The sequence below is a fragment of the Brevibacillus sp. GCM10020057 genome (genome assembly GCF_042683565.1).
In the GTDB taxonomy this organism is placed as follows: Bacteria; Bacillota; Bacilli; order Brevibacillales; family Brevibacillaceae; genus Brevibacillus.
Window position 1 is genome coordinate 82,401 of the sequence record NZ_JBHUJW010000001.1, and the last position, 16,023, is coordinate 98,423.

Here is a 16,023-nt window from a genome sequence, read left to right on the forward strand (position 1 = left end):
CGCCGGACGATGACTCTCTGATTTAGTCTGCCAGCAAATGCTTGGCGATCACGATGCGCTGAATCTCGTTCGTTCCTTCGTAAATTTGCGTGACTTTGGCGTCGCGGAACAGCCTCTCCACCGGATACTCCCGGGTGTAGCCATAGCCGCCGAAGATTTGCACGGCTTCCGTCGCCAGCTCCATCGCTGTGTCTGTAGCAAAGCGTTTGGCCATGGAGGCTTCCAACCCGCACGCCTTCCCCTGATTGCGCAGCGACGCCGCCCGATAGACGAGCAATCTTGCTGCCTCGGCCTTGGTCGCCATGTCAGCCAGCTTGAAGGCGACTGCCTGCTGCTTGCCGATCGGCTGGCCGAACTGCTTGCGCTCTTTGGCGTATTCCGTCGCGTACTGCACGGCGGCTTCAGCGATCCCCAATGCCTGTGCGGCGATCCCGATTCTGCCGGTATCCAGGTTCGCCATCGCGATGGTGAAGCCTTCCCCTTCCTGTCCGAGCAAATTCGCCGCAGGGACGCGGGCGTTGTCAAACACCAGCTCTGTCGTGTACGAGCCGTGCAGGCCCATTTTCTTTTCCTTTTTCCCGATGATAAAGCCTGGGGTATCCTTTTCCACGATAAAGGCAGAAATTCCTCTCGTACCTTTGGAAGCATCCGTCACGGCAAACGCGATATACGTGTCCGCCTCGCCGCCGTTGGTGATGAACACTTTGCTGCCGTTCAAGATGTACTCGTCGCCCTGGCGTACAGCGGAGGTGCGGATGCTGCTCGCATCGGAGCCGGCATGGGGTTCGGTCAAGGCAAACGCTCCGAGGTAGCTGCCGGACGCGAGCTTGGTGACGTATTTGCGCTTTTGTTCCTCGTTTCCGAAGTAGAGGATCGGATTGGTGCCGACGGACGTATGGACAGATAAAATGACCCCCACAGTCGCGCTCACCTTGGAAATCTCATGGATCGCGATGATATAGGAGAGGAAGTCTGCGCCGGCCCCTCCCCATTCTTCTGCCACAGGAATGCCCATCAGCCCCATCTCGGCCATCTTCTGCAAAATGTGCCGCGGAAACTGATCGGTCTCCTCCATCACCGGAACGAACGGGGCGATCTCCTTTTGAGCAAAATCGCGCACCATGCGCCGCATCATTTCATGTTCTTCCTTGAGTCGAAGATCCATGTCAAGCCCTGCCTTTCTGCCTAAATCATCTCTCAGTTGTATACATAAAAGCCGCGTCCGGATTTCTTGCCGAGCCAGCCAGCCTTGACGTATTTGCGGAGCAACGGGCATGGGCGGTATTTGGAATCGCCGAACCCTTCATACAGCACTTCCATGATGTACAGGCACGTATCCAGCCCGATGAAATCGGCGAGCGTCAGCGGACCCATCGGATGGTTCATCCCCAGCTTCATGACCTCGTCGATCGCTTCCGGGGTCGCCACTCCTTCGTACACGCAGTAGATCGCTTCGTTAATCATCGGCATCAGCACCCGATTGGAGACAAAGCCCGGGAAGTCGTTGACGCTGACCGGCACTTTTTTCATCTGCCTGGACAAATCCTCCGTCAGCTGGTACACCTCGTCTGCCGTCTGCAGTCCGCGAATGATCTCCACCAGCTTCATCACAGGGACGGGATTCATGAAGTGCATCCCGATCACTTTTTCCGGACGCTTCGTCACGGCCGCGATCTCGGTGATCGGCAGCGACGACGTGTTGCTGGCCAGGATGGTATGCGGCGGGCAAATCTCGTCCAGCTTGGAGAAGATTTGCGATTTGATCGCCATGTTTTCCGTGACAGCCTCGATGACGAAGTCTGCGTCCTTGGCGTCTGCCAAATCCGTCGAAAGAGTCAGGCGAGACAGCACAGCCTGCTTGTCTTCCTCGCTGATGGCGCCTTTATCGACGCTGCGAGTCAGGTTTTTCGTGATCGTTCCCAGACCGCGCTCGACGAATTCCTGCTTGATATCGTTCAGGTAGACGCGAAAACCGGCAGCCGCTGCTACCTGGGCAATCCCGCTGCCCATTTGTCCCGCGCCAATGACCATAATCGTTTGTACGTTCATATGAAAGGCCCCCTATTCTACTTTAATCAGGACGGCATCACCTTGAGCCGCACCGCTGCAGATCGCGGCAATCCCCAGGCCGCCGCCGCGCCTTTTCAATTCGTAGGCGAGATGCATGATGATCCGTGCGCCGCTCGCTCCGATCGGGTGTCCCAAGGCGATCGCACCGCCGTTGACGTTTACTTTTTCGTCGTCCCAGCCAACGATTTTGCCGCTGGTCAAGGTAACCGCCGCGAACGCCTCGTTCACTTCAAACAAGTCGATGTCCGCGAGAGCGACCCCTGTCTTTTTCAACAGCTTCTGGATGGCGAGACCCGGCGTCGTCGCAATGTACGGAGCCTCTGCCCCCACCTGGGCGTGTCCCAGGATGGTCGCGAGCGGCTTGATTCCCAGCTCGGCTGCCTTCGCCTCCGACATCAGGACCATCGCCGCCGCCCCGTCGTTGATTCCCGGAGCGTTGCCCGCCGTGATCGTGCCGTCTTTTTTGTAAACAGGCGGCAGTTTCGCCAACCCTTCGAGCGTTGTTTCCGGACGCGGTCCTTCATCCTGGCTGACGAGAACCGGCTCGCCCTTCTTCTGCGGGATCGATACCGGAACGATCTCCTCTGCGAAAATGCCTTTTTCGATCGCCTGTGCCGCCCGCTGCTGGCTGCGCAGCGCCCACTGATCCTGCGCTTCGCGGGTAATGCCGTACTCTTCGGCCACGTTGCTGCCGTGGACAGCCATCGGCACCTGGTCAAACGGACAAGTGAGACCGTCGTACATCATGAGGTCCCGCACCTTCGCGTCGCCCATGCGCATGCCGTACCGCGCATCCGGCAGCGCATACGGGACATTGCTCATGCTCTCCATTCCGCCAGCCACGATGATCTCGCCATCGCCTGCGCGGATGATCTGATCGGCCATCGTCACAGCGCGCATGCCTGACGCACACACCTTGTTGATGGTTTCGCTGGCTACGTTCCAGGGCAATCCCGCTTTGCGCGCCGCCTGACGGGAAGGCACCTGGCCCGCTCCTGCTTGCACGACCATGCCCATGATGACCTCATCGACCTGTTCGCCCGTAACCCCCGAGCGGCTCAACGCTTCCTTGATAGCCACTGCGCCCAGATCGACGGCAGACAACGCTTTCAAAGCTCCGCCAAACTTGCCAAAAGGGGTGCGTGCAGCCCCTGCAATCACCGTTTTCATGTGAACGATCCCTCCACCTGAAGTTCATTCCAATGTCTGGTTTGACCGAGCGTTCGCTCATTTTCCTATTTTCATTTTGCCGTCTGCTGCCTCAATAGTCAATGAATTTGGGAAGAAAAAGCTGCCCTGCCAGAGCAGCTTTTCTCCTCTGCATAACGAGCTGGCGTCAGATCGCGCCTGTATCAGATGGCGTCAGCCAAAATCTCCGCCACGTCGCGCGTTTTGACTTCGTCTTCTTTTTCTTTCGTCTTGATGCCGTCGTTCATCATCGTCAGACAGTACGGGCACGCGCTGGCGATCGCCGTCGGATTGACCTCGAGGGCTTGCTCCGTCCGTGCCACATTGACGCGGGAGCCCTCGTGTTCTTCCATCCACATCAGGCCGCCGCCCGCGCCGCAGCACATGCTGTCGCAGCCACTGCGCTTCATTTCGAGAATTTCCACGCCCGGGATCGCCTCCAGAATGACGCGCGGCTTGTCGTAAATTTCGTTGTAGCGGCCCAGGTAACAGGAGTCGTGGTACGTGATGCGCTCCTTGACTTCCTTGGTCGGCTTCAGGCGGCCTTCCTTGACCCACTGCGCCAAAAGCTCGGAGTGATGGTACACTTCTGCCTGCAGCCCGAATTCCGGATATTCGTTCTTGAACGTGTTAAAGGCATGCGGGTCGCAGGTGACGATTTTTTTCACTCCATACGCTTCAAACAGGGCGATGTTTTCCTGTGCCAGCTGCTGGAACAAAAACTCGTTTCCGATCCGCCGCGCCGTATCGCCGGAGTTTTTCTCCTCGTTGCCGAGAATGGCGAACTTCACACCAGCCTCGTGCATCAGCTTGACGAAGGCCTGGGAGATTTTTTGGCTGCGCAGGTCGAACGAGCCCATGGAACCGACCCAGAACAGGTACTCGAATTCCTCGACCTGTTTGACCGTCGGCACTTCGTACTCCCCGTTCAGCCCCTCGATCCACTTCATCCGGTCTTTGCGGTTGATCCCCCACGGATTGCCCTGGCGCTCGATATTGTTCAGCGCGCGCTGGGCTTCCGCCGGCATGCTGCCCTCCGTCATGACGAGATAGCGGCGCATGTCGATGATTTTTTCCACGTGCTCATTCATCACCGGGCACTGGTCTTCACAGTTGCGACAGGTGGTACAAGCCCACAGCTCCTGCTCCGTGATGACATCGCCGATCAGGTTTTTCTCGTATACAGCCGCCCCTTCGGAGGTAGCGGCGATTTCCGTAGCCTGCATGGCGAGCTGGTTCGCTGTCGTCTGGGCAAAGGCGAAGCTCGGCATCCAAGGCGTCCGGGATGTCACGGCTGCTCCCTTTTCCGTCAGATGGTCGCGCATTTTGGTAATCAGATCCATCGGGGACAGCATTTTTCCCGTGCCCGCAGCCGGACACATATTCGTGCAGCGGCCGCACTCCACACAGGCGTACAGGTCGATCAGCTGCGTTTGCGTAAAGTCTTCGATCTTGCCGACCCCGAACACTTCCTGGGTCTCGTCCTCGAAGTTGATGCTCGTCAGCTTGCCCGGCGGGTCGAGCTTCTTGAACCAGACGTTCACAGGGGCAAACAGCAGATGCGCGTGCTTGGACTGCGGAACGTAAACGGCAAAGCCGAGCAAAATAATCAGATGCGCCCACCAGAATACATAGAACAGTGCCGCTCCTGCCGTCTGCCCGACGCCGATCGCGGAAAAGACAATCGCGAGCAAGGACGAAATCGGAGCAAATCCGGAAGGCTCATGGCCGAGCCAAAGCTGTTCAAAGGCGAGGGAAAGGAGCACTGTTGTCATCAGCGAAGAAATGAGCAGCAGGACGATCCCTGACTTGAAGCCGCGTTTGAGGCGCTTCAGTTTTTCGATATAGCGGCGGTAATAAGCGTATCCGACGGCGGCCAGGATGAGGAAGGTGGTAATCTCCTGCATCAGGCTGAAATATTTGTGAGCGCTGCCAAATGGCAGTTCAAAGCCTTTTGACAGACCTTTGATCACCAACTCAAGCGCGCCGAACTGCAAAATGATAAAGCCGTAAAACATGACAACGTGCATGACGCCGCTCTTTTTGTCCTTCAAGAGTTTCTTTTGAAAAATGACGTTTTCCAAGAGCAGGTTAATGCGTGCCGCAAAATCGTCCTTCACGTCCGGCTTTTTGCCCAGTTTGATGAACAAATAGCGGCTGTAGACGACATGTCCGGCGAGGTAAAGCCCGTACGCAAGCACCAGGAAAAAGGCGATCAGGTTAATGAGTGCCAGCATGATTCTACTCCTCCTCCATTGATCGGGTTTACTTTGTGTAAATCTTATCAGAATCGAGCCTGGAAATGAATGACTGTTCAGTCTCCCGGAATGAATATTTTTGAAAAATGAAACAAGACTGAACGGTCGCTCGAAATAGGATATGCCTTGATCTTAACATACTTATGAGCGATCAGCCATCCTTAAACCAATGTTGGGAAAAATCAGACAACACGGCCCGCAACAGGCGCTTTTCCTTGTCGCGCACAGAAAAACAGCCACCCGGATACGCTCCAGACGGCTGTTTTTTCTCTATATTCCTCTATTTTCCGGACACTTCTTTGTCCGCGATGCCGGGTTGTTCTTTTTTCAATTTTTGCTCCAGGCGAACGTCCGCCAGCGATTTGACCTTGGTCGCCTTGATGCGCTTGTTGCGCGGCAGGTCCGCAGGCTCGAGGTTGTCGGCTTCGTCCTGCATAAGGGCTGCGATCCCCACGGCTTTTCCTTTGGCCGCCCGGCAAAATTCGCAGTTTTCCTCATCGTGCTCGTGGTAGTTTTTCGGCTCCGGATACGAGGTGATGACGCCCTCGAAGTTGCGCAGGACAACTTTGTCGGACGCTTGCGAAATGATGTAGTTCGGGCTTACCGGAATTTTCCCGCCGCCGTGCGGTGCATCCACGACGAACGTCGGAACGGCATAGCCGGAAGTATGGCCGCGCAGATGCTCGATGATTTCGATTCCTTTGCTGACAGGTGCGCGGAAGTGGCCGATCCCTTCGGACAGGTCGCATTGGTAGATATAGTACGGGCGGACGCGGATTTTCACCAGATCCTGCACCAGCTTTTTCATCGTGTTGGGGCAATCGTTGATGCCGGCCAGAATGACCGACTGATTCCCGAGCGGCACCCCTGCGTTGGCGAGCATTTCGCACGCTTTTTTCGCTTCCGGCGTAATTTCTTTCGGATGGTTGAAGTGCGTGTTCAGCCAGACCGGATGGTATTTTTTCAAAATGTTGCACAGATTCTCGGTAATGCGCTGCGGGAAAACGACCGGCGCGCGCGTACCGATCCGGATGATTTCGACGTGCTCGATTTCGCGCAGGCTGCTGAGGATATATTCAAGCACGCGGTCATTGATCAGCAGCCCGTCCCCGCCGGACAAAAGAACGTCGCGCACTTCCGGGGTGCGGCGGATGTAATCGATACAGGCGTCCAGCTGCTTTTTCGGCACGCCCATTCCGATCTGGCCGGAGAAGCGGCGGCGCGTGCAATACCGGCAGTACATCGAGCATTGGTTGGTGACGAGGAACAACACGCGGTCAGGATAACGATGAGTCAGCCCTGGAACCGGGGAGTCGGCATCCTCGTGCAGCGGGTCTTCCATGTCGTACTTGGTCCGGACCAGCTCCGAGGAAAGCGGCACCGACTGCATACGCACCGGGTCTTTCGGATTGTCCGGGTCCATCAGGCTGGCATAGTACGGCGTGATGTTCAACGGGATCGTCTGGGTGGAAATGCGCACGCCTTCTTCTTCCTCGGGCGTCAGATTCACTACCTTCTTGAGATCCTCTACGGTTTTAATGGTGTGGGTCAGCTGCCACATCCAGTCATTCCACTGTTCGTCCGTAACTTCTTTCCAAAGTTCGATTTGGCGCCAGTCGCGCTTGGTCGCTACCGTCATTGATTCCATCTCCTCTCATCAGTGGTGATGCACTTGTCATTCACTCGCTGAAGAAGAGATGCAAGGGGCGTGCCAATCCTGTCAAAAAATTTGGAAAACAGGAAGAAAATCACTTTTTCAGGTGGTTTGCCCATAAGCCGTCCGGATTGGACTCGCGATGCGACCGTTTTGGCGCCGCTTCAATTGCCGAATTTTCGGCAGTCACTTCGGGGGAGGGCTCATCCGCTGGTTCAGCTTGTACTGCAAGGTCTGGCGGGGAATGCCCAGCCGTTTGGCGGCGCGCAGCACGTTGCCATCCGTCGCTTTCATCGCCTCCTGGATCACGCGCTCCTCCAGCTCACGCACCAGATCAGGCAATGTCTTGCCGGACTCCGCCTGAAAGGTTAGCGGCTCTGCCGCTGCAAGCCCGTGGGACCGCTCCGGCAGATGCGGCGGCAAATGCTCCAGCTCGATCGTATCTGCTTCGACCATGTTCATCGCGGCTTCGATCACATGCTCCAGCTCGCGCACATTCCCCGGCCAGCCGTAGGAAGCAAACAGCCGCTCCACCTCCGCGCTGATCGACCGCACATTCATATCAAACTGCCGGTTGAACTTGGCGAGGAAGTGGCGCACCAACAGCCCGATGTCTTCCCTGCGCTGGCGCAAAGGCGGCAGCTCGAACGACACCACATTGATCCGGTAATACAGGTCGGTGCGCAGCAGTCCTCGCTGGACGAGCGACTGCGGAGGCTCGTTGACAGCTGCGATCACGCGCACGTCGACCTTGCTCTGGCGGCTGCCGCCGATCCGGCGTATTTGGCCGTCCTGCAACACGCGGAGCAGCTTGGCCTGCAAATCCATCGGCATGCTGTTCAGTTCATCCAAAAACAGGGTGCCCCCATCGGCCAGCTCGAACAGGCCGGGTCTGTCGTCTGCTCCCGTGAAGCTCCCTTTTGTCGTGCCGAACAACAGGCTCTCCAGCAGCGACGAAGGGAGCGCCGCACAGTTCTGGGCGATGAAGGGCTTCATACACCGTGCGGAAGCCTGATGGATGGACTGGACGAACAGCTCCTTTCCGGTCCCCGTCTCGCCGTAGATCAGCACCGGCGACGAGGTGCGTGCCGCCCGGCGAGCACGTTCCTTGAGCTGGTTCATCCGTTCGTTGCAGGTCAATATATCGTCAAAATGAAAGGACAGCTCCTCATTCGTGCGCTTGGTCCGCCTGGGCTGACTGATTTTGGCCTGGAGGTCGACCAGGCGTTCCGACAGCTCTTTCAGCTTGCCGATGTCTTTGGCGACTTCGACAGCTCCGACCAGTCGCTGTCCTACCCGCACCGGCAAAGTCGTGTTGATCGTCTCCACGCGTACGCCCTTCCAGTTTTTGTAGACCTGCGGCTGGTTGTAGATCGCCTCTCCGCTCTCGATGACGCGCAAAAGCGTGCTGGACTGGCGGTCAAGCGAAGGGAACACCTCCAAAAGCGGCTTGCCCAGCACCTCCTCCGCTGTCAAACCGTCGAGCTTGGCCGCCACATGGTTGTAGAAGATCGTAATTCCGTTGGCGTCCACTACGTGTATCCCTTCGTCAATCGCCCCCAGGATCGCCTGCAGCATCTCCACGGTATCGGACAATGGCATCCTGGCGTTCACTCCTTTCATCCGTGCAGTCAACCAAGTTGCCAAAAAACCATCACTATGCCGAATATTCGGCACATTCTCCGCAAGCAGAGGTATCGTGCGTACCTCCCCTTCCGCTCCCTGGCTGTGTACCATTATTGTATGTGCAGAAAACCGCCCTTGCCAAGGACGGCTTACCAGCCAATCACCATCGTCAGCTCATGCTCACCGGCGTACTGCCCGTTCATCCACAGCTGATAGGCAATCTCCACTCGAGTCGGCAATTCCCTCTCGTAGCGAACCCGCAGCCTGTTCGTGTGCGTCTCCATCGCAAAAGGGCCATAGGGGCTCTGGTAGCTGGCATGGGTGCTGGCTCCTTTTTCAAACTGCTGCCGGGTCGACACCCCTCCCTGGCGCACCAGCGTGATCGCCCGCTCTGTCAATTTGAGGGTCGTGCTGACTTCTCCCGCGCCTTCCACCTGCTCCTTGTAGTTGAGATACCAGGCCGCAGCCTTTTGCACACATCTTCCTTCGTACGAGTGGGTCGTCTCCTCCCAGTCGCCGTCTACCCGATGTTTGGCTGTCAGTTCAATTTGTACGTAGTGCATAACTGTTTCCACTCTCCGCTTTTGTCCTGTATCCTTTTCATCCGTTCATTTTACCGTTCAATGATCTTCGGATGCAACCGCAGTCTGGGCCTTTGCTTCGGCAAGAATCGGGCGCATGGTCACGGCCAGCCCGACGGCCGCAAGCAGCAGCAACCCCGCCATGATGATATACCCCAAGCTCGCGCCTGTATGGTCGATGATCACGGTAAACAGCCCGATCAGGACGAGCCGCATCATCATTCCGACCGAATTGAAAAAGCTCATCACGCGGCCCATCAAATGCTTGGGCACGACGTTCATGTACAGCGTCTGGCGGATCAGGCGGACAGAGGCATTGCACCAGCCGTACACCGCATAGGCTGCAATCAGCGCCCATCCGTACGGCAGCGAGACCATCCCTGCGATCACGGCTGCAAACAGCAGCGTATTGCCGACAATCGCCGCATAGCTCCCCACTTTCCGGACGACGATCGCCACGAGCGCGCCTGCTGTTACCGCTCCGATCGCGTAAGCCATTTCCCCGAAGGAAAAAACCGAGACATCCGCCTTCAGCGTCTGGCTGACGTAGACAGGCTTGAGCAGATTGCTCACCATGATGGCGATAAACGGCATGAGCGCGGATATGCCAAAGACGAGAAAGCCCCGCCGCTCCCGGATGTACTGCCAGCTTTGGCCGAGCTGCCCGAGCCAGTTGACGCCCCGGTTTGCCCCAGCCTCCCCTTCGAGGGTAAAGGTGTACTTCATCGTCGAGAGCAACCCGAATGCAAGCAAATACGTCAAGGCGTCGAACAGGATGACGACATGCAGGCCGTACGAATTGAGCAGCACGCCTGCCACACCGCCCGCCAGCACCGAGGCCGTCTGCCCCTCGATCTCCAGCAGGCTGTTGATGCTGTCGTAATGCCTCGCCTCGAAGCCTTCCTGGACCAGCGCAGATTGGGCCGGGTAGTGGATCTGGTACATAAAGGTCGTCACGAGATAGATGGCGATGAGCATCCACTCGGCGTACGGGCCAAAAAAGCCCCATGCAGCAAGCGAACCCAGTACGGCAAAGCCGATCAGATTTTCAATCAGCAGCATTTTCTTGCGGGAAAAGCGGTCGATCAGCGTGCCGATGTACGGACCGATGAAAAACATCAGGAGAGCCGAGGTGAACATCGTCGAGCCGAGCAGCTGCGCCGAGCCTGTCGTCTCGACCAAATACCAGGCGATCCCGATCATCGTCATCCCTTGACCGAATCCGGAAAACAGATTGGAGAAAAACAGTTTGCGAAATTCAGCGTGGGCGAATACTTCTCGCATCGTAAACATCCTCCTTGGAAACAAGCCGGAAATTTACCAGTAACGAATGACCAGAAACGAACTGGAAACTTCTTGAAACCATCGTACACCTATTTATAAATTTTGTAAACAAAAATGTTTGTAAAATAGGTGATTCTTTGCATGTGCGGACGCTGCCTCGGGGACATCAGGGAAATCAAAAAAAACGCCTCCGGTACTGTACCCGGAGACGTTTTGCGTTCGTCTGTTATTTTACAAAGCCAAGCAGCAACTCGCGCACGATTTTGGAGGCGACGATTTGCGTCATTTCGCTGTGGTCATAGACAGGAGCAACTTCCACCAGGTCGCAGCCGATGACGTTCGCCCCGTTGTTTGCCATGAAGTGAATCGTGTCCAGCAGTTCGCGGGACGTAATGCCGCCAGCCTCGGTCGTACCGGTACCCGGCGCATGGGCAGGATCGAGCACGTCAATGTCGATCGTCAAGTAAATCGGGCGGTTGCCGATCGTCGGCAGCACCTTTTTCACCGGCTCCAGCACGTCGTATTTGTACAGGTGCATGTTTTCCTTCGCCCACTCGAACTCTTCGCGCATGCCGCTGCGAATCCCGAACGAGTACACGTTCTTGCCGCCGATCAGGTCGCACACCTTTTTGATCGGGGTGGAGTGGGAATATTGGTAACCCTCGTAGTTGTCGCGCAGGTCGGTATGCGCGTCAAAGTGGAACACGACCATGTCCTTGTACTTTTCGTAAACAGCCTGGAATACCGGCCAGGAAACCAGGTGCTCGCCGCCGAGACCGAGCGGGAACTTGCCGTCTGCCAGCACTTTCGCCACGAAATTGCGGATCATGTCCAGGCTGCCTTCCACGTTCCCGAATGGAAGCGGAATGTCGCCTGCATCGAAGTACTTGATGTCCTCCAGCAGACGGTCGAGATACGGGCTGTACTCTTCCAGACCGATAGACACTTCGCGAATCCGCGCAGGGCCGAAACGGGAGCCTGGACGGAAGCTCACTGTCCAGTCCATCGGCATGCCGTAAATGACCGCCTGGCTTTCCTCGTAGCTCCCGTGGCTGCGGATGAAGACGTTGCCGGAGTATGCTTCGTCAAAACGCATGCTGTTTCGTCCTCCTCCGATTAGTCGCGGGTCAGTTCAGCCACGAAGTTCGGGAGTTTGAAGACTGCGTGGTGAAGGTCCGCGTTGTAGTATTTGGTATCGAGAGCCTTGATTTTCGATGCGTCCACTTCCAGCGGATCGTATTGTTTGGACGCGATGGTGAAGCTCCACAGACCGGATGGATAGGTCGGGATGCTGCATGTATAGAGACGGGTTACCGGGAAGATCGATTTCAGGTCTTTGAATACGCGCTTGATCAGATCGCGGTTGAACCAAGGGGATTCTGTTTGCGCGACCATGATGCCGTCTGGCTTCAGCGCGTCGTAGATACCTTGGTAGAAGCCTTTTTCAAACAGGCCAACTGCCGGGCCTACCGGTTCTGTCGAGTCGACCATGATCACATCGTACTCGCCTTTATGGTCATGGATGTGCTTGATGCCGTCGATCACTTGCACGTCGACGCGAGGGTTGCCGGTCAGCGCGCTCGCGATTTCAGGAAAATACTTTTTGCAGGACTCAATTACGCCACCGTCGATTTCAGCCAAAACCGCTTTTTCCACGGATGGATGTTTCACGATCTCGCGGATGGCTCCGCCGTCGCCGCCGCCAACGACCAGGACCTTTTTCGGGTTCGGGTGAGTGTTGAGCGCTACGTGCGTAATCATCTCGTGGTAGACAAACTCATCGACATCGGTGGTCATAACCATGCCGTCGAGCACCAGCATGCGTCCAAATTGCTTGGTAGTAATCACGTCGATTTGTTGAAACTCGGTTTTTTCACTGTATAGGGTGTCGGTAATTTTCGTTGTAATTCCGTGATTTTCCGTTTGTTTCTCGGTGTACCACAATTCCATGTTCATGGATATGTAACCTCCTTCAAGTACCCGCATGTATTTAGAAGACTGCGAATCGAATACGTTCTGAATAGTACAAGAAAATTATAGTGGCTGTCTTTCAAAATGCAAGGTTTTTTTGGACAAGCTTCCTTTCGTTGGTTCAGGCAAGTTTATCCAACGTTTTGCCAACCCATACTAGGAATAACTTGTGTCTTAGTATGCCCCGATTCAGACAATCCATCGGGAGAAAGGAGGACGGCACATGGAAGTCATTCGGGAAGCGCCTCTCATTCGTTATTTGCGCTGGGCCAAGAAATTCGTAAAATTTGTCATACTCAGCCTATTGTGCGCTTCGTTCGCGATTTTGCTCATGATTTTGTACTTGCGCTCCCAGCCGCTTCCGGAGGCGTTCATCAAGCAAACGACGACGATTTACGCAGCTAATGGCGAAGTGCTGGATACGATGCATCGCGGCGAAAACCGGATCATCGTGCCCATCAGCGAAATCGCGCCGTCGCTGATCGATGCAACGATCGCCATCGAGGACCGGACTTTCCGCGAGCACTACGGCTTTGACTGGAGGCGCCTGGTAAAAGCTGCCTACATCGATGTCATCCATATGGATCTGGAGCAAGGTGCCAGCACGATCACCCAGCAGCTTGCACGCAATCTGTACCTGAGCCTCGACAAGACGTGGGACCGAAAAATCAAGGAAGCCTTGCTGACGATCCAGTTGGAGCTGAATTACAGCAAGGACGCGATTCTGGGCATGTACATGAACCAGATTTACTACGGCCACTCCGCCTATGGTGCCCAGGCCGCAGCACAGACGTACTTCGGCAAGGACGCCAAAGACCTGACTGTCGCCGAGAGCGCCATGCTGGCGGGAATTCCGAAAGGGCCGTCATACTATTCCCCTTTTATTGATTTTGAACGAGCAAAGTCTCGGCAAAAGCTGATTTTGGACGCAATGGTGCGGGATGGCGCGATCACGGAAAAGCAGGCGGAGCAAGCCTTTGCCGAAAAACTTCACCTGAAGGAGCGGAAAACGGAGGCCGCAGTGGAGCGGGCGCCTTATTTCCGCGACTACATCGCCAACCTGGTCAAAAACAAGTACGGCATCGACGAAGAGCTGTTTATTCATGGGGGCTTGAAAATTCATACGACGCTGGACCCCGTCATGCAGAAAAAGGCGGAAGAGATCGTGGCGGCCAACCTGCCGAAAGACAATCCGAACCTGCAGGTGGCGCTCGTCGCCATGGACCCGAACACCGGCTACATCAAGGCGATGGTCGGCGGGCGCGACTACAAGCAAAGCCAGTACAACCGCGTACTCGGCAAACGCCAGCCCGGCTCGTCTTTCAAGCCGGTCATGTATCTCGCTGCCCTGCAGAACGGCTACACCCCGTTGACGATGATGAAAAGCGAACCGACCGTGTTTACCTACGATGGCAACAAGCAGTACATCCCGAGCAATTTCGGGGGGCGGTACGCAAATGCGATGATCAATATGCGGGAGGCGATCAAGACCTCCGACAATATTTACGCCGTGAAGACGATCGACTTTTTGGGCCCGCAAAAGGTGGTCGAGCAGGCGCAAAAGCTGGGCATCGAAAGTCCGCTGCTGGCCGTTCCCTCCCTGGCGCTGGGAACGTCCCCTGTCTCGCCGCTGGAGTTGAACACTGCCTACGCCGCCATCGCCAACAAAGGGGAAGCTGTCAAGCCGATCGCCATCACGTCCATCGAGGACAGCCAAGGCAATGTCCTGGTCGAGGAAAAACCGGTGAAAACTCCCGCCGCTGACCCCGTTGCGGCCGCATTGCTGACCAATCTGATGCAAAGCGTGTTCGACCGCGGCGGAACAGGCTATCGGGTAGCAGGCGAGCTGAATCGCCCCGTAGCCGGAAAGACGGGTTCGACTGACTACGATGCGTGGTTGAGCGGTTTTACTCCCCAACTGGTGTCGACCGTCTGGATCGGATATGACAAAAATCAAAAAGTGGACGATGTCAAGGAAGGCTATCTGTCGAAAAAAATATGGGCGCAATTCATGGAAGCCGCTCTGAAGGATCAGCCGCCCACTCTGTTTGACATGCCTGCCGGAGTCGTATCCGTCTACATCGACCCGCATTCCGGAAAGCTGGCTACGGAAAACTGCCCGGACCCGCAACTGTTCTATTTTGCCAGCGGCACAGAGCCGCAAGAATACTGCACCGACCATTTGCCCGCCAACCAGGCGCCGACCCCGCTGAAGCCGCCGGACACCTCGTCCTTCTGGCAGCGGATGGGCAGCTGGTGGAAGCCGGGCGAATAAAGAGGAATACGTGGACGACAAAAAGGGACGTGGCCAGCATCCACGCCCCCTTTTTCTTATTGCAGCGATTGAATGTCTTCGCCGCCGGCAATAACGCCATCCCCATCCGCGAAAACATGGTCGTTGACGACCGTGATCAATCCTGCTTGACCGAGCTGATCCAGGACCTCGAACAAGCTTTCCCGTTTCCCCGCAGGCAATTTGCGGACAAAGTCGTTGATTTCCTGGGGAGACACGTGCGTGCGGAAATGAACGCCGCCGTGCTTGACGTAATGATCGTTGCTCTCTCCCTGTACACGGGGATCTTCACTCATCGGGTAACGCCCCTTCCGTCAGACAGATTCGTCATGCTTTTGTATTGTTCCGCTTCCCTGCCGATTGCATGAGCAGCAAAAATAGGCTGCGGAAGAAAAGGCGTCCCGAATGCATAATATATAAGACAAACAGGGAAAGAGTGACGGCTCTTTCCCCGTTTGGTGACCTAGTGTACATGTACACAGATATGGAAATAAGTTTACCTTACTCCTAAACTGGTAACAATTGATTTCACCATTTGTTCACAGACCGTTCACGTTTTCCAGGTCTATGCCAATGCCTGCTTCAATTCGTCAGAGGAATTGTCGAACATGGCCGCATTGTTTTCGATCAAAAGCTTCTTCAATGCCGCCTTTTCCTTTTCTCCCAGTTCGGACAGCATGACGCGGCGTTTCATGGAATAGTCCATCCGATTGACGTGGTCTGCCAAAATTTTATAGCCGCGCCGCGCTTCCCGGTCAATTTCCATGTAGCAGGCAGTCGCTCCTGCATAGTACGGCCCTTTTTCGTTGCGGTCCACAGTGACCCATACGACCCAGTACGGTTTCCCGTTCGGCACTTCTGCCTTGTTCGTCGTCCATTTGATGCCTTTTTCAACCGAGCTTTTGGCATGCAGGGCGCCCATGTCAATATAGGCTTCCTCTCCGTCGATAATGACGGAGGAGACATTATTTAGGTCCAGTAACCCCTGACCGAACCCTCCGTGCACATCGGTCTTGCCGCCCATGATCGTAAAGCCGCCCTTTTTGTTGTCAAAAATATCCACGCTACACACCCTCCAGACGTCGTTCTCCTTTCTTT

At 55.8% G+C, this 16,023-nt stretch carries 13 protein-coding genes; 1 reads left to right on the forward strand and 12 read right to left on the reverse strand.

Going from position 1 to position 16,023, the window contains the following annotated elements; translation table 11 throughout:
• Positions 1-22: 22 nt before the first annotated feature.
• From ACFSO0_RS00375 to speE, 10 genes are all read right to left on the reverse strand, one after another.
• Entirely contained in the window at positions 23-1,165 is a 1,143-nt protein-coding gene (locus ACFSO0_RS00375) for an acyl-CoA dehydrogenase (protein WP_376874672.1), read from the reverse strand.
• Between the two features lie 32 nt (positions 1,166-1,197).
• The gene (locus tag ACFSO0_RS00380) at positions 1,198-2,049 is read right to left on the reverse strand and encodes a 3-hydroxybutyryl-CoA dehydrogenase (protein WP_376874675.1); all 852 of its coding nucleotides are present in this window, start codon (positions 2,047-2,049) and stop codon (positions 1,198-1,200) included.
• A gap of 12 nt (positions 2,050-2,061) precedes the next feature.
• Positions 2,062-3,240 (reverse strand): acetyl-CoA C-acetyltransferase, encoded by a 1,179-nt coding sequence (locus ACFSO0_RS00385; RefSeq protein ID WP_376874678.1) that lies wholly within the window; start codon positions 3,238-3,240, stop codon positions 2,062-2,064.
• Positions 3,241-3,422: 182 nt separating this feature from the next.
• Entirely contained in the window at positions 3,423-5,495 is a 2,073-nt protein-coding gene (locus ACFSO0_RS00390) for a (Fe-S)-binding protein (RefSeq protein WP_376874681.1), read from the reverse strand.
• A gap of 301 nt (positions 5,496-5,796) precedes the next feature.
• Complete coding sequence (kamA, locus tag ACFSO0_RS00395; protein ID WP_376874684.1) at positions 5,797-7,155, reverse strand: lysine 2,3-aminomutase; 1,359 nt, start codon at positions 7,153-7,155, stop codon at positions 5,797-5,799.
• A gap of 201 nt (positions 7,156-7,356) precedes the next feature.
• Positions 7,357-8,772 (reverse strand): sigma-54 interaction domain-containing protein, encoded by a 1,416-nt coding sequence (locus ACFSO0_RS00400; protein ID WP_376874687.1) that lies wholly within the window; start codon positions 8,770-8,772, stop codon positions 7,357-7,359.
• 173 nt (positions 8,773-8,945) lie between these two features.
• Positions 8,946-9,359 carry a YwiB family protein gene (locus tag ACFSO0_RS00405; RefSeq protein ID WP_376874690.1) on the reverse strand — a complete coding sequence of 138 codons (414 nt, stop codon included), beginning with the start codon at positions 9,357-9,359 and terminating at the stop codon, positions 8,946-8,948.
• A 57-nt stretch (positions 9,360-9,416) separates the two neighbouring features.
• Positions 9,417-10,661, reverse strand: coding sequence for an MFS transporter (locus tag ACFSO0_RS00410; protein WP_376874693.1), 1,245 nt, complete (start codon positions 10,659-10,661; stop codon positions 9,417-9,419).
• Positions 10,662-10,887: 226 nt separating this feature from the next.
• Positions 10,888-11,757, reverse strand: a complete 870-nt coding sequence (gene speB / locus ACFSO0_RS00415; protein ID WP_376874696.1) for an agmatinase — start codon at positions 11,755-11,757, stop codon at positions 10,888-10,890.
• A 20-nt stretch (positions 11,758-11,777) separates the two neighbouring features.
• Positions 11,778-12,611, reverse strand: a complete 834-nt coding sequence (gene speE / locus ACFSO0_RS00420; protein WP_376874804.1) for a polyamine aminopropyltransferase — start codon at positions 12,609-12,611, stop codon at positions 11,778-11,780.
• Positions 12,612-12,855: 244 nt separating this feature from the next.
• Here speE and ACFSO0_RS00425 point away from each other — a divergent pair, with 244 nt between their 5' ends.
• A complete protein-coding gene (locus ACFSO0_RS00425; protein WP_376874699.1) occupies positions 12,856-14,907 on the forward strand; it encodes a transglycosylase domain-containing protein in 2,052 nt (683 codons plus the stop codon).
• A 56-nt stretch (positions 14,908-14,963) separates the two neighbouring features.
• Here the strand turns inward: ACFSO0_RS00425 and ACFSO0_RS00430 are convergent, their stop codons facing one another.
• On the reverse strand, positions 14,964-15,221 hold the full coding sequence (locus tag ACFSO0_RS00430; RefSeq protein WP_376874702.1) for a hypothetical protein: 258 nt from the start codon (positions 15,219-15,221) through the stop codon (positions 14,964-14,966).
• A 269-nt stretch (positions 15,222-15,490) separates the two neighbouring features.
• The gene (locus ACFSO0_RS00435; protein WP_376874705.1) at positions 15,491-15,988 is read right to left on the reverse strand and encodes a YwhD family protein; all 498 of its coding nucleotides are present in this window, start codon (positions 15,986-15,988) and stop codon (positions 15,491-15,493) included.
• Positions 15,989-16,023: the final 35 nt, after the last annotated feature.